This is a genomic window from Xanthomonas sacchari (assembly GCF_024266585.1).
GTDB lineage: Bacteria > Pseudomonadota > Gammaproteobacteria > Xanthomonadales > Xanthomonadaceae > Xanthomonas_A > Xanthomonas_A sacchari_C.
Map to the genome: position 1 here is coordinate 2465260 of NZ_CP100647.1, position 22148 is coordinate 2487407.

Consider the following 22148-nt stretch of genomic DNA (forward strand, 5'->3'; position numbering starts at 1 on the left):
CCGTGCGCCGTAGGCGTCCAGCCGCGGCGGGTCCGCCCATCGCGGGCCGGCGTCGTGGTCGATCCGCCACCAGACTTACGGAACCCGAATGGCAGAATCCGCCAAGGAAATCATCCAGGTCAACCTGGAAGACGAGATGCGCAAGAGCTACCTCGATTACGCCATGAGCGTGATCGTGGGGCGTGCCCTCCCGGATGCGCGCGACGGCCTCAAGCCGGTGCATCGCCGCGTGTTGTTCGCGATGAACGAACTGGGCGCGCACAGCAATAAGCCCTACTACAAGTCGGCGCGTATCGTCGGCGACGTCATCGGTAAGTACCACCCGCATGGCGACCAGTCGGTGTACGACACCCTGGTGCGCATGGCGCAGCCGTTCTCGCTGCGTTACATGATGGTGGACGGGCAGGGTAACTTCGGTTCGGTCGACGGCGATTCCGCGGCGGCGATGCGTTACACCGAAGCGCGCATGTCGCGGCTCGCGCACGAGATGATGGCCGACATCGACAAGGAAACCGTCGATTTCCAGCCCAACTACGACGAGAAGGAACAGGAACCGTCGGTGATGCCGACGCGCTTCCCGAGCCTGCTGGTCAACGGCTCGGCCGGCATCGCGGTGGGCATGGCCACCAACATCCCGCCGCACAACCTGACCGAGTCGATCAACGCCTGCCTGGCGCTGATCGACAACCCGCAGATCGACGTCGACGGGCTGATGGAGCACATCCCCGGCCCGGATTTCCCGACCGCCGGCATCATCAACGGCACCACCGGCATCGTCGCCGGCTACCGCACCGGCCGCGGCCGCGTGCGCATGCGCGCCAAGGCCGAGATCGAGATCCAGGACAACGGCCGCGAAGCGATCGTGGTCACCGAGATCCCGTACCAGGTCAACAAGGCGCGGCTGATCGAGAAGATCGCCGAGCTGGTCAAGGAAAAGAAACTCGAGGGCATCAGCGAGTTGCGCGACGAGTCCGACAAGGACGGCATGCGCATCTACATCGAGGTCAAGCGCGGCGAAGCCGCCGACGTGGTGCTGAACAACCTGTACCAGCAGACCCAGATGGAGTCGGTGTTCGGCATCAACATGGTGGCGCTGGTTGACGGCCGCCCGCAGTTGCTGAACCTCAAGCAGATGCTGGAGGCGTTCGTCCGCCACCGCCGCGAAGTGGTCACCCGCCGCACCATCTTCGAACTGCGCAAGGCGCGTGCCCGCGCGCACATCCTCGAAGGCCTGACCGTCGCGCTCGCCAACATCGACGAGATGATCGAGCTGATCAAGACCTCGGCGAACCCGAACGAGGCGCGCGAGCGCATGCTGGCCAAGACCTGGCAACCGGGCCTGGTCGGCGCGCTGCTCAACGCGGCCGGCGCCGAGGCGTCGCGCCCGGAAGACCTGCCCAGCGGCGTCGGCCTGGTCGGCGGCGGCTACCAGCTGACCGAAGTGCAGGCCACGCAGATCCTGGAAATGCGCCTGCACCGCCTGACCGGCCTGGAGCAGGAGCGCCTGACCGAGGAATACAAGCAGCTGCTGGACGCGATCGCCGGGCTGATCCGCATCCTGGAAAACCCGGACGTGCTGCTGCAGGTGATCCGCGAGGAGCTGGTCAATATCCGCGAGGAATACGGCGATGCGCGCCGTACCGAGATCCGCCACAGCGAAGAGGACCTGGACATCCTCGACCTGATCGCGCCGGAAGACGTGGTGGTGACCCTGTCGCATGCCGGCTACGCCAAGCGCCAGCCGGTCAGTGCCTACCGCGCGCAGCGCCGCGGTGGCCGCGGCCGCAGCGCGGCGGCGACCAAGGAAGAGGATTTCATCGACCAGCTGTGGTTGGTCAACACCCACGACACGCTGCTGACCTTCACCAGCAGCGGCAAGGTGTTCTGGCTGCCGGTGTACCAGTTGCCGGAGGCCGGGCCGAACGCACGCGGCCGCCCGATCGTCAACTGGATTCCGCTGGAGAACGGCGAGCGCGTGCAGGCGGTGCTGCCGGTGCGCGAGTACGCCGAGGGGCGCTACGTGTTCTTCGCCACCCGCAACGGCATGGTCAAGAAGACCCCGCTGAGCGAGTTCGCGTTCCAGCGCAAGATCGGCAAGATCGCGATCAACCTGGACGAGGGCGACGCGCTGATCGGCGTGGCGCTCACCGACGGCGAGCGCGACGTGTTGCTGTTCGCCTCCAACGGCAAGACCGTGCGCTTCTCCGAGCGGCCCAAGGACGACGAGGCCGACGATGCGGTGCTCGACGAGGCCGCTGCCGACGACGGCGCGGTGGCCGACGACGAGGCCGCCGGCGAGGAGGGCGACGAGGCCCGTGGCGCGCGGCGCAAGAGCCGCGGCGGGGTCAAGCCGACCGGGCGCAGCAGCCGCGGCGTGCGCGGCATCCGCCTGGCCAAGAGCGAGTATGTGGTCAGCCTGATCGTGGCCGAGCCGGCCGTGGGCCAGGACGAGGACGCCGACGACGTCGACGCCGCGGCGGATGCCGAGACCGATGCCGAGGCGCGCAACGGCGAGGAGGCCGATGCCTACATCCTCACCGCGACCGAGAACGGCTACGGCAAGCGCACCCCGCTGGGCGAGTATCCGCGCAAGGGCCGCGGCACCCAGGGCGTGATCGGCATCCAGACCAGCGAGCGCAACGGCAAGCTGGTCGGTGCGGTGCTGCTGAGCACCCGCGACGAAGTGCTGCTGATCTCCGATGGCGGCACCCTGGTGCGCACCCGCGCCTCGGAAATCTCCCGCGTCGGCCGCAACACCCAGGGCGTCACCCTGATCCGCCTGTCCAAGGGCGAGAAGCTGCAGGCGGTGGAACGCCTGGACGGCTCGCTGGTCGAGGAAGACGTGCTGCCGGGCGAGGACGGTATTGCCGAAGGCGCTGGCGAGGCGGCACCGCCGCAGGAGTGATCCGCGCCTGAGCGAACGACGACGCCGGCCGCGTGCCGGCGTCGTCGTTTTCGGGAATGGGGCAAATGACGCGGCGGCGTCTCGGCATGCGGCGCACGCGTGCGTGCCAAACAGCGCGATGCATCCGGACGGGGATGCCGGATCGCTACTGCTGGGACCGATGCACACGGCGCGTGACGCTCAGGTCGGCACTGGGTCACGAGGACCGCAAGATTGCGTGTCAGTGTGTGTCACCGAGAAACGCATCACGTTCACTTGCTGCTTGGGATAAGGATGCGCGGCGCGCGTGCGCCGCTGTCACGCGGATGTTCCGCGTGGCCGTGTCCTGCAAGGAGTGGCAATGAATGCATTCGAACAAACGCAGCGTCGCGGCGGCTGGCCGCTGCGCCTGCTCGGCGGCGTCTGCGCGCTGATCGGCGCGGTGCTGGCGATCGGTGGCGCCTGGCTGCTGGCACTGGGCGGCTCCTGGTACTACCTGGTCGCCGGCCCCGGCCTGGCGATCGCCGGTGTGCAACTGTGGCGCGCGCGGCGCAGCGGCGCGCTGTGGTTTGCCGCGACCTTCCTGCTGTCGCTGCTGTGGGCGGCGTGGGAGTCGGGTACCGACTATTGGCGCTGGGTGCCGCGCATGGGCTTGATGGTGTTCCTGGCGCTGCTGCTGGCGTTGCTGCTGCCGCGGCTGGACCGGCCGTTCTCGCGCAGGCTGTCGCGCACGCTCGCCGCCGTGCTGGCGCTGGTGTTCGTCGGCGCGTTCGCGCTGGCGTTCCTGCCGTACGGGGTGACCGAGGCCGATGGTGCGCTGACGCATGCGGCCGGCATGGCCGCAGCGTTGGCAACCCCGCGCACCGGCGCGCAGCCGGCCGACGCGCCCGCCGCTGCCGACTGGGCCGCCTATGGCCGCGACAACGCCGGCAGCCGCTACACGCCGCTGCGGCAGATCGCGCCGGGCAACGTGGCGCAGCTGCGCACCGCGTGGACCTTCCGCACCGGCGACCTGCCGGACAAGCGCTGGGGTGCGGAGACCACGCCGCTGAAGATCGGCGACAGCCTGTACCTGTGCAGCGCACGCAACCAGCTGATCGCGCTGGATGCGCGCAGCGGCCGCGAACGCTGGCGCTACGACCCCAAGGTGGCGGACAAGGCGATCCCGTACACCGCCGCCTGCCGCGGGGTGAGCTACTACGCGGTGCCCGATGCGCAGGCGACGGCGTCGACCGCGTGCCGTCAGCGCATCATCGAAGGCACTCTGGACGGACGCCTGATCGCGGTCGATGCCGCCGACGGCAAGCCCTGCGAGGACTTCGGCCGGCACGGCCAGGTCGACATCACCGTCGGCATGGGCGAGACGCCGCCTGGTTATGTCTCGATCAATTCGCCGCCGACCATCGTGCGTGGGGTGGTCGTCACCGGCCACCAGGTGCTGGACGGACAGAAGCGCTACGAGCCGTCCGGCGTCATCCAGGGCTTCGACGCGGTGACCGGCGCGCTGCGCTGGGCGTGGGACATGACCCATCCGGACTGGACCGGCGCGCCGCCGCCGGGGCAGACCTGGACCCGCGGCACGCCCAACATGTGGACCAGCGCGGCCGGCGACGAACAGCTCGGCTACGTGTACCTGCCGATGGGCAATTCCTCGGCCGACTACTGGAGCAGTTCGCGCACCCCGCAGGAAGATCGCTATGCGACCTCGCTGGTCGCGCTGGACGTCACCACCGGCAAGCCGGTGTGGAACTTCCAGACCACCCACATCGACGTGTGGGACTACGACCTGGGTTCGCAACCGACCCTGCTGGAGTTCCCGCACGACGGCACGACCGTGCCGGCGGTGCTGCTGCCGAGCAAGCAGGGCGAGCTGTACGTGCTCGACCGGCGCACCGGCAAACCGCTGGTCGGGGTCGAGGAACGCGCGGTGCCGGGCGGTGGCGTAGAGCCGCAGCGCCGCGCCAAGACCCAGCCGTTCTCGCTGTACCACTCGCTGCGCAAGCGCGACCTAACCGAGCGCGACATGTGGGGCATGACCCCGATCGACCAGTTGGTGTGCCGCATCCAGTTCCGCAGCGCCAGCTACAAGGGCATCTACACGCCGCCCGAAGCCGATCGCCATTCGATCGAGTATCCCGGCTACAACGGCGGCTCGGACTGGGGCAGTGTGGCGGTGGACCCGCAGCGCGGGGTGGTCGTCGCCAATTACAACGACATGCCCAACTACAACCTGCTGGTGCCGCGGGCCAAGGCCGACAAGATGGGCTGGGCGCCGCGCGATCAGGTGCGCGGCGACAGCGGCGGTGCCGAGGGCGCGGGCGATCCGCAGGCGGGCGCGCCGTACGCGATCAACGTCAACGCCGGCTGGCGCCTGCCGTTCACAGGGCTGCTGTGCAAGCAGCCGCCCTACGGCGGCATTCGCGCGATCGACCTGGCCAGCGGCAAGACGCTCTGGGACCGTCCGTTCGGCAGCGCGCGCGGCAACGGCCCGTTCGGCATCCACTCCGGATTGCCGATCGAGATCGGCACGCCCAACAACGGCGGCGCCGTGGTCAGCGCCAGCGGCCTGATCTTCATCGCCGCGGCGACCGACGACATGATCCGCGCGATCGACCTGGCCAGCGGCAAGACCCTGTGGCAGGCCAAGCTGCCCGCCGGCGGCCAGGCCACGCCGATGGTGTATGCGGTCGACGGTCGTGAGTACCTGGTCATCGTCGCCGCCGGCCATCACTTCATGGAGACCAAGCGCGGCGACTATGTGATCGCCTACGCGCTGCCGCCGGCAAAGTGAGGCGGACCGTCGCTGCGAGGTCGCGATGCGGCTTCGCGGCGGCGGGACGAATGGACGCTGGAAGGGCGTCTTCGGGCGCTCTGCCTCCCTCCCAGCGAGCAGCGTTGCGTCGCGATGCGTCCGCGCGAGGCATGGGCGATTCGCGCCTTGCAGGTAGGAGCGGCTTCAGCCGCGACAGGTTTTCCCGGGAACGCCTGTCGCGGCTGAAGCCGCTCCTGCGAGACACGCTAGTGCCGGCGGCGCACCGCTACCGCGGAGGCAGGCATGGCAATTGACGCCTGCCCCGGCCATGTCACGCCTGCCAAACAGAGCGGCGCTTACTCCAACTGGTCATGCGCGAACGCCGCGTCCAGCGCTTCCATCGCATCGCGCGGCTTGAGCTTGGCGGCCTTCTCGAACGCCGCGGCGGCGGCGTCCTCGCGCTTGTCGCCGTGCAGCAACAGCAACACGTTGGCGTGCTCGACGTGGGCGATCGGCGCGTCCGGGACCAGCTTCAGCGCTTGCTGGATGTGCTGTTCGGCGCTGGCGGCCTTGGCCCCGTAGGTCAGGCCGCCGATCATCGCGCCGACCTTGCCGATGATCTCGGCGTGGTACAGGGCCAGCGCCATGTGCGCCTCGGCATGCTTGGGCTCCAGCTCCAGCGCCGCTTCCAGCGACGCGCGGACCTTGCCGGCGATGCCCTGCTTGAGCGCCTTGACGATGCTCAGGCCCTGGCTGTAGCGGCCCAGCGCGAACGCGTGGCGGTAGTGGCTGTTGGCCTCGTCCGGCAGGGCGGCGATCGCCGCTTCGGCCAGCGCCGCGGCCTGCTGCAGTCGCTGCAGCTGCTCCTTGTCGTCCTCGACCAGGTAGCCGGCGTGGATGCCGATCGCCTTGACCGCGACCGAGGCGCCGAACACCCCCAGCGCCTTGCCGGCCGCGTAGGCCTGCTGGAACTGCCCGTGGTGGAAGGCCCGCCAGGCCTCGATCAGCGCCGCCGACAGGGTCTGCGCGTCGTGGCCCTTGCCGGCCTTGCCGGCGGCATCCAGCAGCGCCTGCGCGCGCGCCGGATCCGGATAGGGTTCGCGGTCGCCGGCGTGCAGCTTGGGCCAGGCCTTCTTCAACGCATCGCCGGCGTAGGCGTAGGCCTTGGCGTCGTATGGAAACGGCGCCCACGCGCCCGATGTTGCTGCCATGCGGATCTCCCTGTGCGGCGCCGGGCCACGGCGTCCGCGCCGAGCATGGCGCGGGCGCCGGCGCGTGGCAAGGGTGGTGGCCGATAGTGTGTTTGCTCAAGCCGCCGGCGCGAGCATGGCGCGCATCGGGGCCACTGCCGGCCCGTCTGGAGATCGTGCGATGGCGACCAAGAAGCGTTCCACCCCCGCGCTGCGCTCGGATCGGCTGAACCCACGGCACCTGTGGCTGGCCGGGCTGGGCGTGGTCGCGCTGACCCGCAAGCGTGCGCTCGCCGCCGCGGCCGATGCCGCGCAGGGCGCGGCGACGCTGAAGGCGCTGGCCACGCAACTGGCCGGCGACGCCGAGACCAGCGTGCGCGAAGGCGCTGCGGCGCTGCGCGAGCAGGTGCAGCCGTTGAGCGCCGAGGTCGAGGCGCGCCTGCAGCCGGTGTTGGTGAAGCTGGGATTGCAGGCGCGTCCGCAGCCGCGCAAGCGCGCCGCGACGAGCAAGCACAGCGTCAGCAAGCGCGGCGCCAAGCCGGCTGCGGCCAAGCGCAGCCCGGCCAAGCGGGTTACCCGCAGGCGAACTGCTGGCGCCTGACCCGGCGCCGCGCACGCGCGATGGCCGGCCGCGCTCGGGCATACTCGCCGTCCCCACCCGACCCGAGACGGCGAGACCATGCGGATCCGGCCTGCGACGCTTGAGGATGCCGAGGCGATGGCCGCCGTGCAGAACGCCATCTTCGCCGCCGGGCGGCGCAAGGCGCCGACCGATCCGGCGACGGTGCGCGCGACCTACCTGCAGCATGCCGACCGCCTCCAGTGCGTGCTGGCCGAGGGCGCCGACGGAGGCGTCCTCGGCTTCCAGTCGCTGCGCATCGCGCGCGTCGGCAATGCCTACGATGTCGCCGAGGGCTGGGGCATCATCGGTACCCATGTCGATCCGCGTGCGGCGCGGCGCGGGGTCGGCAGTGCGCTGTTCCGGGCCACCTGTGCGGCGGCGCGCAGCGCCGGGCTGACGCAGATCGACGCCAGCATCGCCGCCGACAATGCGCTCGGGCAGGCGTACTACGAGGCCATCGGCTTTCGTACCTATCGCACGCCGCCGGGTCTGGTCTGCAAGGTCTACCGGCTCGACGGCCCAGCCGCTGCCGGCTGAGCGGCGCGATGCCGCGCGCGATGGCGCGCGGGGCAGGGCGCCTCAATCCAGATAGGCTTCCATCAGCGTGGCCAGGTGCGCGCGCTCGGCCTCGCGCAGGAACGGTGCGATCAGCTGCATCACCTGCACGATGCCGTGGCGGATCGCCACTTGCTCGTCCTTTTCGCCGCGCGCGGCCGCGTAGTTGAGCCAGAACGTGGCCACCACCAGCGCATTGGTGGCCACGCCGCTTCTTTCCTGGACGCTGGCGCGCATCGCCCCGGTCTGCGCCAACCCCTCGAACACCGCCTGCACGCTGGCGTCGGCGCGGCGCAGGATGCGTGCGAAGCGCAGGCGCAGGCGCCGGCTGCGGCTGAGGATCTCGACCAGGTCGCGGTACAGGAAGCGGTAGTCCCAGATGCACTCGAACACCAAGTGCAACTGCAGCCAGATGTCCTCCAGCCCCGGCAGCCGCGCGCTCGGCAGCGCCAGCGCCGCGTCCATGCGCTCCTCGTAGCGCGCGAACAGGTGCTCGATGATGTCGTCCTTGTTGCGGAAGTGGTAGTACAGGTTGCCGGGGCTGATCTCCAGCTCGTCGGCGATGTGGTTGGTGGTGACGTGCGGCTCGCCCTGCGCGTTGAACATCGCCAGGGCGGTCTCGAGGATGCGCCGTCGGGTGTCGCGGGCCATCAGGCCAGCAGCTTCTTCACCAGGTCCACGTACTTCTTCTGCGCTTCGGCCTGGGGCATGCCCTTGAGCTTGGCCCAGGCCTCGTACTTGGCGGTGCCGACGAAGTCGAAGAAGCCGGGCTTGGTGCCGCTCACGTCGCCCTCCGAGCCTTGCTTGTACAGCGCGTACAGCCGCAGCAGGGTGTCGTTGTCGGGACGCTCCGCGCGCTGCTTGATGTCCTGGACCGCTTTCTCGAAGGCCGCCTTGCTGTCCGCCATGATCCCGCTCCGCCCTGACCGGCAGGCATCACAGCACGGGCGACCGGCCCGGTCAACGCGGGCTGCGGCCGGTGGCGGCCGCGGTCGCCGGCGCGGCTGCCGCCGTTACAGCATCGGCAAGGCGTCGGCCTGGCGGTTGTCGGCGATGCGTTCGTGCGCATGCGCGGCCTGTTCCTGCGCGGCCTGTGCCTGCCGTGCCAGCGAGGCCTTGGCGGCGATGGAACGAATCGCATCGGTCACTTCGGCCAGCGGCACCTGGCTGCCGAGCCGCTGGAAGGTGTCGCGGCTGTTGTAGCCGGAGCCGTCGCGCAGGTACTGCTCGTACATGGTCAGCAGTTCGGTGCAGGCCGCGGTCAGGGTTTCCATGTTGTTGCGGGCCAGCGCGTGGCCGACCTGGTCGAGGTTGTGCAGGCAGTCCGAGAGCCAGTGCAGGTCGTAGCGCGCGCTGGCCGGCTCCGGCCCGTTGTGGCCGCGGCTGAACGCGCTGTAGCGGCGGATGCTGCGCGCCACCCGCGCGACGTGCGCGAGCAGGGTGCCCACCTCGTCGGCGATGTCGATCTGCGCCAGGGCGATGGTCGACGGTGGCGCTGCAGGGGGCGACACCGGCGCTGCCTTCGGTGGTGCCGTGGCGGGCGCGCCTGCAGGCGCGGCCGCGGCGGCCGCCGCGGGCGCCGACTCGTACTCGTAGGTCGCACGCAGGCGCTCGTGGTCCTGGCGCAGCGTTTCCAGTTCCTGCGCGCTGGCGGCGGCCTGCGCCTTCAGCTGGCTCAGCGCCGCCTGATACCGCGCGATCGTCTCCTTCGCAGTCGCGTCGCGCTGATAGGCATGCCCCAGACGCTGGAACAAGCCATGCGCGAACGCTGTGGCAACGGCAGCCCACAGCGCCACGGCAGGAGTGAGATAGATCAGGATGCCCATGCAGGCTCCTTGAAACGTTGCATCCCTTGTCGGCGTGTTGCGGCCGATCTTGAGGGCGTATCGTCCAAGCGGTGACGCAGTTCCGGTTTGGCGCCGCGCCGGCCGTCCGCCGCCGCCAGGCGACGGACGCCGCGCCGGCCTCAGCGCAGGATGCCGGGCAGGTCCAGGTGCTTGTCGCGGGCGCACTCCAGGGCGATGGGATAGCCGGCGTCGGCATGCCGCATCACCCCGGTCGCCGGGTCGTTCCACAGCACCCGGGCGATGCGCTTGGCCGCCGCCTCGGTGCCGTCGCAGACGATGACCATGCCGGCGTGCTGCGAGAAGCCCATGCCGACGCCGCCGCCGTGGTGCAAGGACACCCAGGTGGCGCCGCTGGCGGTGTTGAGCAGGGCGTTGAGCAACGGCCAGTCGGACACCGCGTCCGAGCCGTCGGCCATGGCCTCGGTCTCGCGGTTCGGCGAGGCGACGCTGCCGCTGTCCAGGTGATCGCGGCCGATCACCACCGGCGCCTTCAGTTCGCCCTTGGCGACCATCTCGTTGAACGCCAGCCCCAGGCGGTCGCGGTCGCCCAGGCCGACCCAGCAGATCCGCGCCGGCAGGCCCTGGAACTGGATCTTCTCGGCGGCCATGTCCAGCCAGCGGTGCAGGTGCGGGTTGTCGGGAATCAGCTCCTTGACCTTGGCGTCGGTCCTGGCGATGTCCTCCGGGTCGCCGCTCAGCGCGGCCCAGCGGAACGGGCCGATGCCGCGGCAGAACAGCGGGCGGATGTAGGCGGGCACGAAGCCGGGGAAGTCGAAGGCGTTGGCCACGCCTTCCTCCAGCGCCATCTGCCGCAGGTTGTTGCCGTAGTCCACGGTGGGCACGCCCAGCGCATGGAAGCCGAGCATGGCGCGGATGTGGTTGGCCATCGAGGCACGCGCGGCCTGTTCGACTTCCTTCGGCGCGGAGACGCGCTTTTCGTCCCACTGCGCGACGGTCCAGCCCTGCGGCAGGTAGCCGTTGACCGGGTCGTGCGCGGAGGTCTGGTCGGTCAGCAGGTCCGGCCTGACGCCGCGCGCCAGCAGCTCGGCGAGCACGTCGGCGACGTTGCCGAGCAGGCCGACCGAGCGCGGCGTCTTCGCCGCGCAGGCTTCGGCGATCAGGCGCAGCGCCTCGTCCAGCGAATCGGTCCAGGTGTCCAGGTAGCCGGTGCGCAGGCGCATGTCGATGCTGCTCTTGCGGCATTCCACCGCCAGGCACGAGGCGCCGGCCATCACTGCGGCCAGCGGCTGCGCGCCGCCCATGCCGCCGAGGCCGCCGGTGAACAGCCACTTGCCGGACAGGTCGCCGCCGTAGTGCTGCCGGCCCATTTCCACGAAGGTCTCGTAGGTGCCTTGCACGATGCCCTGGGCGCCGATGTAAATCCAGCTGCCGGCGGTCATCTGGCCGTACATGGCCAGGCCCTTTTGATCCAGCTCGTTGAAGTGGTCCCAGTTGGCCCAGCGCGGCACCAGGTTGGAGTTGGCGATCAGCACCCGCGGCGCATCGGCATGGGTGCGGAACACGCCGACCGGCTTGCCCGACTGCACCAGCAGGGTCTGGTCGTCGTCCAGGCGGGTGAGGGTTTCGACGATGGCGTCGAAGCTCTCCCAGTCGCGCGCGGCGCGGCCGATGCCGCCGTACACCACCAGTTCCTGCGGGCGCTCGGCCACGTCCGGGTGCAGGTTGTTCATCAGCATGCGCAGCGGCGCTTCGGTCAGCCAGCTCTTGGCGGTGAGGGTGCTGCCGGTGGGGGCGTGGATGCGGCGGGTGGCGTCGAGGCGGGTCATGCGGGAATCCTCAGGTGGATGCGCGGAAGGCGGAACGCGGTGCGCGCGTCAGTCGGCAGAGGGACCGGACGCGGTGGGGTGGCGAGCGAAGTCCAGGCAGGCCTGCAGCACCTGCTGCAGTACCGCGCGCAGCGGCGCGGCGGCGTCGGGTTGCCAGGGCGAAGGCCAGCTGGCGGGGTCGACCGTGTCCGGCTCGTGCATGTAGCCGCGGCAGGCCAGCTCCATCTGGATCGCGTGCACGCCGTCGGCCGGCGCGCCGTGGTGGCGGGTGCTCCAGCCGCCCCTGAAGCGGCCGTTGCGCACGTGGCTGAAGCCGCTGCCGGCGCAGACGCGTTCGACCGCATCGGTCAGCGCCGCCGCGCAACTGGTATCCACCGCGCCGGTGGCGCCGGCGCTGCCGATGTTGAACTGCGGCAGCTCGCCGTCGAACAGGTGCGGGATGCGCGAGCGGATCGAATGCGCGTCGTACACCACGATCGCCGGGTGCAGCGCGCGCAGGCGCGCGATCTCCGCGTCCAGTGCGGCGTGGTAGGGCACGAACCAGCGCGTGCGGCGCGCGTCGATCTCGGCCGCATCCGGCTCGGCGCCGGGCCGGTACAGCGGTTGCGCGTCGAAGGTGGTCAGCGGACACAGCCCGGTGGTGTTCTGCCCGGGATACAGCGACACCCCGGCCGGGTCGCGGTTGACGTCGATCACCGAGCGCGAGATCGCCGTGCGCACGGTGGTCGCGCCCATTGCCGTGGCGAAGTCGTACAGCAGGTGCACCCACCAGTCGGCATCGCGCTGCGCCAGCCACGGCGAGACGAAGCCGTCGGCCAGCGGTTCCGGCAGCGTGGTGCCGGTATGCGGGAAGCTGAGGATCAGCGGCGCATCGCCGCGGTGCACACTGAGCCAGTCGGGCAGGGATGTCATACGGCCTCGCGCGTTGTGCTGTGTCGTAGGAGCGGCTTCAGCCGCGACGGGGCTTTACCGGGTAATGCCCCGTCGCGGCTGAAGCCGCTCCTACGACGGGTTCTTTGGATCAGGACATGACTTCAGGCAACGCCATCTCCACCGCGGCAGCAAGCGTGCCGTCGCGCACCAGCGCGGTGGCGGCCAGCATGTCCGGGTGGAAGTAGCGGTCGTCCTGCAGTGCCGGCACGCGGGCGCGCAGCAGCGCGCGCGCCGCCTCCAGCGCGGCGCTGGAGCGCAACGGCGCGTGGAAGTCGCAGCCCTGCGCGGCCGCCAGCAACTCGATGCCGACCACGTTGGCCGCGTTCTCGGCCATCGCCAGCAGGCGGCGCGCGCCGTGCGCGGCCATCGACACGTGGTCTTCCTGGTTGGCCGAGGTCGGGATCGAATCGACGCTGGCCGGATAGGCGCGCTGCTTGTTCTCCGAGACCAGCGCCGCGGCGGTGACCTGCGGGATCATGAAACCGGAGTTGAGGCCGGGCTTGGGCGTCAGGAACGCCGGCAGCCCGGACAGCGCCGGATCCACCAGCATGGCGACGCGGCGCTCGCTGATCGAGCCGATCTCGCACACCGCCAGCGCCAGCATGTCGGCGGCGAAGGCCACCGGTTCGGCATGGAAGTTGCCGCCGGACAGCGCCTCGCCGGTGTCGCTGAACACCAGCGGGTTGTCCGACACGCCGTTGGCCTCGGTGGCCAGGGTGGTGGCGGCCTGGCGCATCACGTCCAGCGCCGCGCCCATCACCTGCGGCTGGCAGCGCAGGCAGTACGGGTCCTGCACGCGCACGTCGTTGTCGCGGTGCGAATCGCGGATCGCCGAGTCGTGCATCAGGGCGCGCAGCGCGGCGGCGGTGGCGATCTGCCCGGGCTGGCCGCGCAGCGCGTGGATGCGCGGATCGAACGGGGTGTCCGAGCCTTTCGCGGCCTCGGTGGACAGCGCGCCGGCGACCAGCGCGGCATGGAACACGCGCTCGATCTCGAACAGCCCGGCCAGCGCATAGGCGGTGGAGAACTGGGTGCCGTTGAGCAGCGCCAGGCCCTCCTTGGCGCCGAGCGTCAGCGGCTGCAGCCCGGCCTGGGCCAGCGCCTGCGCCGCCGGCAGGCGCGCGTCGCCGACGAAGGCCTCGCCGACGCCGAGCATCACCGTGGCCAGGTGTGCCAGCGGCGCCAGGTCGCCGGAGGCGCCGACCGAGCCCTGGCACGGCACCACCGGGATCACCGCGTGGCGCAGCAGCGCTTCCAGCAGCGCCAGCGTCTGCGGCCGCACGCCGGAGGCGCCCTGGGCCAGGCTGGCCAGCTTCAGCGCCATCATCAGCCGCACCACCGGCACCGGCATCGGCGCGCCGACCCCGGCCGCGTGCGACAGCACGATGTTGCGCTGCAGGGATTCCAGGTCATCGCGTTCGATGCGCACGCTGGCCAGCTTGCCGAAGCCGGTGTTGATGCCGTACACCGGCGCGCCGGTGGCGACGATCGCCTCCACGGTGCGCGCGCTGCGCAGCACCGCATCGGTGCAGGCCGGGTCCAGGCGCACACCGGCGCCGCGGTACACGGCGCGCCACTGCGCCAGGCTGACCGCGCCGGGGCGCAGCAGGATCTCGTCGTCGCTCATTGTCCTCTCCAGATACGCGCATGCAGTGGGTTGAAGCCCATGCGATAGACCAATTCGGCCGGTTCGGCGATGTCCCAGATCGCCAGGTCGCAGGCCAGCCCGGCGCGCAGCCGGCCGACCTGATCCTGGCGCCCGAGCGCGCGCGCCGCCTCGCGGGTGAAGCCGGCGATGCACTCGGCCACGGTCAGCCGGAACAGCGTCGCCGCCAGATTCATCGCCAGCAGCGGGCTGGTCAGCGGCGAGGTGCCGGGGTTGCAGTCGGTCGCCAGCGCGCGCGGCACGCCGGCGGCGCGCAGCGCGGCGATCGGCGGCAGCTGGGTATCGCGGGTGAAATAGAACGCGCCCGGCAGCAGCACCGCCACGGTGCCGGCGGCGGCCATCGCGGCGACGCCGGCGTCGTCCAGATATTCGACATGGTCGGCCGAGCGCGCGCCGTAGCGCGCGGCCAGCGCCGCGCCGCCCTGGTTGGACAGCTGTTCGGCGTGGATCTTCAGCGCCAGGCCATGCCGTTGCGCGGCCTGGAACACCTGCTCGGTCTGCGCCGGGGTGAACGCCAGGTGCTCGCAGAACACGTCCACCGCCTCGGCCAGGCCCTGCGCGGCGACCGCCGGAATCATGCGCTCGCAGACCTCGTCGATGTAGGCCTGCGCCTCTGCGCCGGGCGGCACCGCGTGCGCGCCGAGGAAGGTCGGCGACACCGCCACCGGGCGCAGTTCGCCCAGGCGCCGCGCCACGCGCAGCAGGCGCAGTTCGTCCTCCAGGGTCAGGCCGTAGCCGGACTTGATCTCCACCGTGGTCACGCCTTCGGCCAGCAGCGCGTCCAGCCGCGGCAGGCTGGCGGCGAGCAGGGCGTCCTCGTCGGCGGCGCGGGTGGCGCGCACGGTGGAGACGATGCCGCCGCCGGCACGGGCGATGTCGGCATAGCTGGCGCCGAGCAGGCGCTGCTCGAACTCGCCGGCGCGGTTGCCGGCATAGACCAGGTGGGTGTGGCAGTCGATCAGGCCGGGGCCGATCCAGCGCCCGCCGCAGTCGACGCTGCGCTGCGCCGACAGCGGGCCGGGCAACTGCGCGGCCGCGCCGGCATAGACGATGCGGCCGTCGCGGCAGGCCACCACGCCGTCGCGGACCAGGCCCAGTCCGCCATCCTCGGCGTCCAGCGTCATCAGGTGCGCGTTGTGCCAGAGCGTGTCGCAGGGCATGGTCACGGGCGGGCTCGTCGGTTATTTTGTATATACAATATTGCGGTCGATGGAGGGTGTCCAGTGCAGACCCAGGTGCAGCAGCAGGCCAGCGGCAACGCGGGATCGGGCGAATTCTGGTGCGCGCACGCGTTGCTGTCGCAGGGCTGGGCGCGCGACGTGCGCATCGGCGTGCGCGGCGGCCGCATCGTTACGGTGGACAGCGGCGTGGCCGCCGTCCTGGGCGATCGCCAGTTGGGCATCGTGGTGCCGGGGCTGGGCAACCTGCACAGCCACGCCTTCCAGCGCGGCATGGCCGGGCTGACCGAGATCGGCGGCCGCAGCGGCGACAGCTTCTGGAGCTGGCGCGAGCTGATGTACCGCTTCCTGCAGCGGCTGGACCCCGACGATCTGCAGGCCATCGCCGAGCAGGCCTACGTGGAAATGCTCGAGGCCGGCTTTACCCGGGTCGGCGAGTTCCACTATGTGCATCACGCCGCCGACGGCCGGCCCTACGCCGACCGTGCCGAGATGGCGCAGCGCCTGGCCGCCGCGGCGCACACCAGCGGCATCGGCCTGACCCTGCTGCCGGTGTTCTATGCGCACGCCGATTTCGGCGGCGCCGCGCCGAACCCGGCGCAGCAGCGTTTGCTGCACGACGTGGACGGCTTCGCCGCGCTGCTGGACGGCAGCCGCCGCGCCCTGCAGGGACTGGACGACGCGGTGCTGGGCCTGGCCCCGCACAGCCTGCGCGCGGTCACCCCGGACGAACTGGCGGCGCTACTGCCGCTGTGCGACGGCCCGGTGCACATCCACATCGCCGAGCAGACCCGCGAAGTCGACGCCTGCCTGGCCTGGAGCGGGCAGCGGCCGGTGCAGTGGCTGCTGGCGCACGCGCCGGTGGATGCGCGCTGGTGCCTGGTGCACGCCACCCATGTCGATGCCGCCGAAGTGCAGGGCATCGCCGCCAGCGGCGCGGTGGTCGGGCTGTGCCCGATCACCGAGGCCAATCTCGGCGACGGCCTGTTTCCGATGCCGGCGTTCCTGCGCGCCGGCGGCCGTTTCGGCGTGGGCTCCGACTCCAACGTGCTGATCGACGCGGCCGAAGAGCTGCGCCTGCTCGAATACGGCCAGCGCCTGGGCCTGCGCGGGCGCAACGTGCTCACCGGCGACACCGCGTTGTCCAGCGGCCGTTTCCTGTTCCAGTCCGCCGCGCAGGGCGCGGCGCAGGCGCTCGGCGTCGCCCAGGGCCTGCGCGAGGGCGCGCCGGCCGACCTGGTCGAACTGGACGCCGCGCATTCGGCAATGCAGGCGCGCCATGGCGACGCCTGGCTGGACAGCTGGGTGTTCGCCGCACGCGGCGGCGCGGTGCGTTCGGTGTGGCGCCACGGCCGCGAGCTGGTCCGCGAGGGCCGCCACCTGCAGCGCGAGGCCGTCGCCGCCCGCTACGCGCGTGCGCTGGCCCGGTTGCTGGACGCATGAGACGCGCAACGAATACGAGATGGTCTACGCGCCGTGGCGCAGGCCGCCGATGACGCCGGCCACACCGGCGCTGCCGCTCAACCAGCGCATCCGCCGCGACATCGAGGCGCGCATCCGCAGCGGCGAATGGCCGCCCGGCCATCGCATCCCGTTCGAGCACGAACTGATGGCGCAGTACGGCTGCTCGCGCATGACCGTCAACAAGGTGCTGGCGCTGCTCGCCGACGCCGGCATGATCGAACGCCGGCGCCGCGCCGGCTCGTTCGTGGCGCGCCCGCATCCGCACATGGAGCAGGTCGCGCTGGAGATCCCGGACATCCCGGTCGAGGTTGCCGCGCGTGGCCATGCCTACCGCTTCGAACTGCTGGAACGCCGGCAGCGCGCGGCGTTGCCGCAGGAGGCCGAGGTCGCCGCGGGCGGCAGCCTGCTGGCGTTGCAGTGCCTGCACTACGCCGACGGCCGCCCGTTCGCGCTGGAGGAGCGGGTGATCAATCCGGTGGCGGTGCCGGAGGCCTTGCAGATGGACTTCGCGGTCACCGTGCCCGGCAGCTGGCTGTTGCAGCATGTGCCGTGGACCCGCGCCGAACACCGCATCAGCGCGGTCGGCGCCAGTGCCGCGCAGGCGGCACGGCTGCAGGTACCGGCCGGCACCGCCTGCCTGCTGATCGACCGCCGCACCTGGCGCGGCGAGCAGGCGGTGACCTTCGTGCGCCAGGTGTTCCTCGGCGACACCTACGACCTGGTCGCGCGGTTCTCGCCCGGCGCGCGCTGAGTCCGGCGCGCGCGGCGGCGCTCATACGATGCACGTACCGTCCGGGAGTGCCTGACTTGCTGCGCTGAACGCCTGCTTTCGCCTGCATCACCGCATCGCGCAGCAGCGGCTCCAGCCGCGACGGCCTGCCACGGAGCGCTGCATCGTGGCTAGTCACGAAAAGGGGACAACAGCCGCTTCTACGCGTACCTGCCCGGGGGGAGTGGATGTGCCCGACGGGCGTTACCAAAAACGCGTGCGTCTCGGCCGATCCCACAAGCGGGGAGCAAGCGCCGCTCGCAAAGGGCGAGCTGCATCGGCTGGATAGTGGCGAAACTAGAGGGCGAGGTGCCCGCAGTCGCCTCGGCGGTGCACGATGCTGCGGCGCCGCATGCGCGCCATACGCCGGCGTGCGTTTGTCCTGCCTGCCGCACTCTGGCAAGTTAGCGCCGAGGCTGGGCGAGGGGCCGTGGCCGCGGAACGAGGGATGGTTCGGCATGACGTATTTCGTGACAGGCGCCACCGGCTTCATCGGCCGCTATCTGATGGCCAGGCTGATGCGGCGCAAGGGCGTCGTGCATGTCCTGCTGCGCAAGGAGTCGCAGCGCAAGTTCGATGCGCTGGTGCGCGAGCAAGGCTGGGATCCCAAGCGCCTGGTGGTGCTGCATGGCGACGTCGGCGCCGAGTATTGCGGGCTGTCTGCGGCGCAGCGCAAGGCGCTGCACGGCAAGGTCAAGCATTTCTTCCATCTGGCCGCGCTGTACGACCTCACCGCCAAGGCCGAGGAACAGCGCGTCGCCAACCTCGACGGCACCCGCAACGCGCTGGAACTGGCCGCGCACCTCGGCGCCGGCATCTTCCACCACACCAGTTCGATCGCGGTGGCCGGGCTGTACCCGGGCATCTTCCGCGAGGACATGTTCGAGGAAGCCGAAGGGCTGGACGATCCCTATCTGCGCACCAAGTACGACGCCGAGGCGCTGGTGCGCGCCGAGACCCGGATCAAGTGGCGCATCTACCGCCCGGCGATGGTGGTCGGCGATTCGCGCACCGGCGCCATCGACAAGATCGACGGCCCGTACTACTTCTTCCCGCTGATCAAGAAGCTGCGCCAGCTGCTGCCGCCGTGGGCGCCGATGCTCGGCATCGAGGGCGGCCGGATCAACCTGGTGCCGGTGGATTTCGTCGCCGATGCGATGGACCACATCGCGCACAAGCCCAAGCTCGACGGCCATACCTTCCACCTCACCGACCCCGAGCCGCTGCGGGTGGGCGAGGTGCTCAACGTGTTCTGCCGTGCCGGCCACGCCCCGGAAATGACCTTGCGGGTGGACGCGCGCATGTTCGCGTTCGTGCCCTCCAGCATTCGCGCCGCGGTCGGCAGCCTGCCGCCGATCCGCCGCTTCACCGGCATGCTGCTGCGCGACTTCCGCATCCCGCGCGAGGTGCTGAAGTTCATCACCTATCCCACGCGCTTCGACAGCCGCGAGACCGAGCGCGCGCTCAAGGGCAGCGGCATCGCCGTACCGCGGCTGGAGGACTATGCCTGGCGCCTGTGGGATCACTGGGAGCGGCACCTGGATCCGGACCTGTTCGTCGACCGCTCGCTCAAGGGCAAGGTCCGCGGCAAGGTGGTGCTGATCACCGGCGGTTCCTCGGGCATCGGCCTGGCCACCGCGCAGCGCGTCGCCGAGGCCGGCGCCATCACCATCATCGTGGCGCGCGGCGAGCAGGAACTGCATGCCGCACGCGACGCGATGAACGCCAAGGGCGGCAAGGTGTTCGCCTACACCGCCGACCTGTCGGACCTGGCCGACTGCGACCGCCTGCTCAAGACCGTGCTGGAGGCGCACGGCCATGTCGATGTGCTGATCAACAACGCCGGCCGCTCGATCCGCCGCTCGATCGAACTGAGCTACGACCGCTTCCACGATTTCGAGCGGACCATGCAGTTGAACTACTTCGGCAGCCTGCGCCTGATCATGGGCGTGCTGCCGGGCATGACCGCGCGGCGCAAGGGCCATATCATCAACGTCAGCTCGATCGGCGTGCTGGCCAACTCGCCGCGCTTCTCCGCCTACGTCGCCTCCAAGGCGGCGCTGGACGCCTGGAGCCGCTGCGCGCAGGGCGAGCTGTCGGGCAAGGGCATCAGCTTCACCACGGTCAACATGCCGCTGGTGAAGACGCCGATGATCGCCCCGACCAAGATGTACGACAGCGTGCCGACGCTGAGCGTGGACGAAGCCGCCGACCTGATGGTCAAGGCGATCATCGAACGCCCCAGCCGCGTGGCCACGCGCCTGGGCATCTTCGCCGCCCTGGTCAACGCGGTGGCGCCGAAGGCCTACGAGGTGGTGATGAACACCGCCTTCGAACTGTTCCCCGATTCGGCCGCGGCCAAGGGCGACCGCAAGGCCCTACGCGAGGCCAAACCGAGCCAGGAGCAGATCGCGTTTGCTGCGTTGATGCGGGGCGTGCATTGGTAGTGGGGCGGGGAATCGGGAGTGGAGAATCGGGAATCGCAAAAGCGCTGGCTGCACGCGGTGCCACTGCTGTCTTGTCAGACAGGTGCGCGCGCATGTGCACGGCATGCCGATAGCCCGCTCTACCGATTCCCCATTCCCGATTCCCCAATCCCGGCTCAAAACGTCCGACATTGCCGCCAACGCACCGGTTCCGCACGGCCGGGGCGCGGGTTGAGCTGGATGCGGACCGTGCGCAGGGTCGGGTAGCGTTCCACTTCGCGGCAGATGCGCGGCCACACCTGGGCATCGTCGCCGCTGCGGTCGACCACCAGGGTCATCTGCGTCTGCCAGATGCCGCGGATCACGCCCGGCGTGCTGGCCAGGGCCTTGGACAGGTTCTGGCGATTGCGCTGTTCGGTGGCGGGGTCGGGCTCGGCCAGATCGCCGGCGGCATCGAGCGCCTGCTGGGGCGCAGCCTCGCTGGCGGTCGTCGAGGTGGCTGGCGCCTGCGTGTGGGCCGCAGCAGCGGCGGGCGCAGGCGCGGGCGCGGCCACGGATGCGGGTGTCGCTTCGGGTTGCTGCAGCGCCAACGCACCGACCCCGGTCACCACGCCCAGCGCGAGCGAGGCCAGGCCGGCGATGGCGATGTGGCGCTGCGCGCGGCGGCGGCTGGCGCCGATCACGCCGTCTTCCAGCTCGCTGGGCAGGTAGCGCTTGAGCATCGGCCAGATGCGCCGGCCGTCGAGGATTTCCACCGCCTGCTTCTCGGCCGCGGCGATGCCGTCGCGCTGCACCTTGCCCTCGGTGATCAGGATGCCGCCCTGCGCGCCCATCAGCCGCGCCGCCGCTCCCAGTTCGTTGACCGCGGCCGAGCCGATGCGGTACGCGCGGCCGTGCTTGCACGACAGCAGCCAGCGCGCATCGCCGCGGGTCATCACGAAGTCGCTCTGCGGTTCCTTGGACGCGGCGTCGTCCACGGCCGCATCGTGCAGGTCGCGCTGTTCGCGCATCGCACGCCGCACCATGTAGGAGAAATCGCGCCAGTGCAGGCCGGCCAGCGCATGCAGTCCGGCGGTGGTCTCATTCTCGCGGCGCCGCACCAGCCACAGGTAGAGACTGGCCGCCAGCCATGCCGCGATCGCCAAGATCGCGGCCGCTATCCAGGAAAACATGCTCGCACCCGCACACGCGCCGAAAGAAGTCAGTGTATCGCCAGCGTGTCACGGCGCCGGCAAGGCGACGGCGGTGGAAGGCGGACAAGAAAAGACCCGCCAGTCCGAAGCCGAGAGGGGAGGGGAGCAAACGGTCTTCTGATGGACTGGCGGGTCCGCTTCGATTGTCTGGAAAAACGTGTTGCTTTGCAACAATCCGGTTACTCGGCCGGGGTCGGCGTCGCGCTTTGCGTGCGGCTGCGGCGCTTGGGTGCGGTTGCGTTCCTGGCTGGCGCGACCTTGGCGACCACCGGGCCGGCGCGTCGGCGCGCCGGTGCCGCGCGCTTGGCGGTGCCGGCGTGCGATGCGGCGGTCTTCTTGGTGGCCTTCTTCGTTGCCGGCGCCTTGCCCGAGGCCTGCGACGCACGGCCGCCGCGCAGATGCCGCAGTTCGCCATTGAGCGCGTCCACGCGTTCGATCAGCGCGCCCAGGTCCTCGCGGCTGGGCACTTCCAGGCGACGCAGGGCGCGCTGCACGCGGTCCTCGAACACCTTTTCCAGGCGGTCCCAGGTGTCGGCAGCGCGCTCGCGGGCCTGGCCGACCCGGTTCTCCACCGCATCGCGCACCGCGTCGACGCCGCCGCCGGCCAGCTTGCGCGTGCTCTGCTCCAGGCTCAGGCCTTCCTTCACCAGGGTCTCGAACAGCTTGCCGCCTTCGGCTTGGGCGCGGCCGAAGGCGCCGACCCCGGCCAGCCAGACCTGCTGCGCCGATTCGCCCAGGCGCTTGGACAGCTTCTCCGCCTGCGCCTGCAGGGTGTCGTCGGCGGCAGTGGCGGTGCTGCGCTTCTTGCGCGCGGATTTCTTCAGAGTGGCCATGACGGTGCGGTTCCTTCGGCGGATGAGTGGCGGAGTTTGAGACTCGGGA

At 70.6% G+C, this 22148-nt stretch carries 17 protein-coding genes; 7 read left to right on the plus strand and 10 right to left on the minus strand.

Features of this window, described 5'->3' with window-relative positions:
- Window positions 1–88: 88 nt before the first annotated feature.
- A complete protein-coding gene (gene gyrA / locus NKJ47_RS10110) occupies window positions 89–2905 on the plus strand; it encodes a DNA gyrase subunit A (protein ID WP_254457804.1) in 2817 nt (938 codons plus the stop codon).
- Between the two features lie 340 nt (window positions 2906–3245).
- Window positions 3246–5675, plus strand: a complete 2430-nt coding sequence (locus NKJ47_RS10115) for a membrane-bound PQQ-dependent dehydrogenase, glucose/quinate/shikimate family (RefSeq protein WP_254457805.1) — start codon at window positions 3246–3248, stop codon at window positions 5673–5675.
- A 317-nt stretch (window positions 5676–5992) separates the two neighbouring features.
- Here NKJ47_RS10115 and NKJ47_RS10120 read toward each other — a convergent pair whose 3' ends face one another.
- Entirely contained in the window at window positions 5993–6847 is an 855-nt protein-coding gene (locus NKJ47_RS10120; RefSeq protein ID WP_254457806.1) for a hypothetical protein, read from the minus strand.
- Window positions 6848–7007: 160 nt separating this feature from the next.
- On the opposite strand from NKJ47_RS10120, the gene NKJ47_RS10125 reads away from it, so the two are divergent.
- Together NKJ47_RS10125 and NKJ47_RS10130 are read left to right on the plus strand one after the other, a co-directional pair.
- On the plus strand, window positions 7008–7427 hold the full coding sequence (locus tag NKJ47_RS10125; RefSeq protein ID WP_254457807.1) for a hypothetical protein: 420 nt from the start codon (window positions 7008–7010) through the stop codon (window positions 7425–7427).
- A 78-nt stretch (window positions 7428–7505) separates the two neighbouring features.
- Window positions 7506–7985, plus strand: a complete 480-nt coding sequence (locus tag NKJ47_RS10130; RefSeq protein ID WP_254457808.1) for a GNAT family N-acetyltransferase — start codon at window positions 7506–7508, stop codon at window positions 7983–7985.
- A gap of 42 nt (window positions 7986–8027) precedes the next feature.
- On the opposite strand, the gene NKJ47_RS10135 is transcribed toward NKJ47_RS10130, so the two are convergent.
- The 7 genes from NKJ47_RS10135 to hutI all read right to left on the minus strand — a co-directional run bounded on the left by NKJ47_RS10135 (window position 8028) and on the right by hutI (window position 15396).
- A complete protein-coding gene (locus NKJ47_RS10135) occupies window positions 8028–8654 on the minus strand; it encodes a TetR/AcrR family transcriptional regulator (RefSeq protein ID WP_254457809.1) in 627 nt (208 codons plus the stop codon).
- Window positions 8654–8911, minus strand: a complete 258-nt coding sequence (locus tag NKJ47_RS10140; protein ID WP_254457810.1) for an acyl-CoA-binding protein — start codon at window positions 8909–8911, stop codon at window positions 8654–8656. The genes NKJ47_RS10135 and NKJ47_RS10140 overlap by 1 nt, the downstream gene beginning before the upstream one ends.
- A gap of 105 nt (window positions 8912–9016) precedes the next feature.
- Window positions 9017–9829 (minus strand): hypothetical protein, encoded by an 813-nt coding sequence (locus NKJ47_RS10145; RefSeq protein ID WP_254457811.1) that lies wholly within the window; start codon window positions 9827–9829, stop codon window positions 9017–9019.
- A gap of 140 nt (window positions 9830–9969) precedes the next feature.
- The gene (gene hutU / locus NKJ47_RS10150) at window positions 9970–11637 is read right to left on the minus strand and encodes a urocanate hydratase (RefSeq protein ID WP_254457812.1); all 1668 of its coding nucleotides are present in this window, start codon (window positions 11635–11637) and stop codon (window positions 9970–9972) included.
- Between the two features lie 48 nt (window positions 11638–11685).
- Window positions 11686–12549 (minus strand): N-formylglutamate deformylase, encoded by an 864-nt coding sequence (gene hutG, locus NKJ47_RS10155; RefSeq protein WP_254457813.1) that lies wholly within the window; start codon window positions 12547–12549, stop codon window positions 11686–11688.
- Window positions 12550–12658: 109 nt separating this feature from the next.
- Window positions 12659–14197 (minus strand): histidine ammonia-lyase, encoded by a 1539-nt coding sequence (gene hutH, locus NKJ47_RS10160; RefSeq protein WP_254457814.1) that lies wholly within the window; start codon window positions 14195–14197, stop codon window positions 12659–12661.
- Window positions 14194–15396, minus strand: a complete 1203-nt coding sequence (hutI, locus tag NKJ47_RS10165) for an imidazolonepropionase (protein ID WP_254461398.1) — start codon at window positions 15394–15396, stop codon at window positions 14194–14196. The genes hutH and hutI overlap by 4 nt, the downstream gene beginning before the upstream one ends.
- A gap of 63 nt (window positions 15397–15459) precedes the next feature.
- Here hutI and NKJ47_RS10170 point away from each other — a divergent pair, with 63 nt between their 5' ends.
- From NKJ47_RS10170 to NKJ47_RS10180, 3 genes are all read left to right on the plus strand, one after another.
- Entirely contained in the window at window positions 15460–16857 is a 1398-nt protein-coding gene (locus NKJ47_RS10170; protein WP_254457815.1) for a formimidoylglutamate deiminase, read from the plus strand.
- A gap of 49 nt (window positions 16858–16906) precedes the next feature.
- Complete coding sequence (gene hutC, locus NKJ47_RS10175) at window positions 16907–17629, plus strand: histidine utilization repressor (protein WP_254457816.1); 723 nt, start codon at window positions 16907–16909, stop codon at window positions 17627–17629.
- 476 nt (window positions 17630–18105) lie between these two features.
- Window positions 18106–20094 (plus strand): SDR family oxidoreductase, encoded by a 1989-nt coding sequence (locus NKJ47_RS10180; protein WP_254457817.1) that lies wholly within the window; start codon window positions 18106–18108, stop codon window positions 20092–20094.
- A 155-nt stretch (window positions 20095–20249) separates the two neighbouring features.
- Here the strand turns inward: NKJ47_RS10180 and NKJ47_RS10185 are convergent, their stop codons facing one another.
- Together NKJ47_RS10185 and NKJ47_RS10190 are read right to left on the minus strand one after the other, a co-directional pair.
- Window positions 20250–21245 carry a restriction endonuclease gene (locus NKJ47_RS10185; protein WP_254457818.1) on the minus strand — a complete coding sequence of 332 codons (996 nt, stop codon included), beginning with the start codon at window positions 21243–21245 and terminating at the stop codon, window positions 20250–20252.
- Window positions 21246–21445: 200 nt separating this feature from the next.
- Window positions 21446–22099, minus strand: a complete 654-nt coding sequence (locus NKJ47_RS10190; RefSeq protein WP_254457819.1) for a phasin family protein — start codon at window positions 22097–22099, stop codon at window positions 21446–21448.
- Window positions 22100–22148 lie beyond the last annotated feature (49 nt).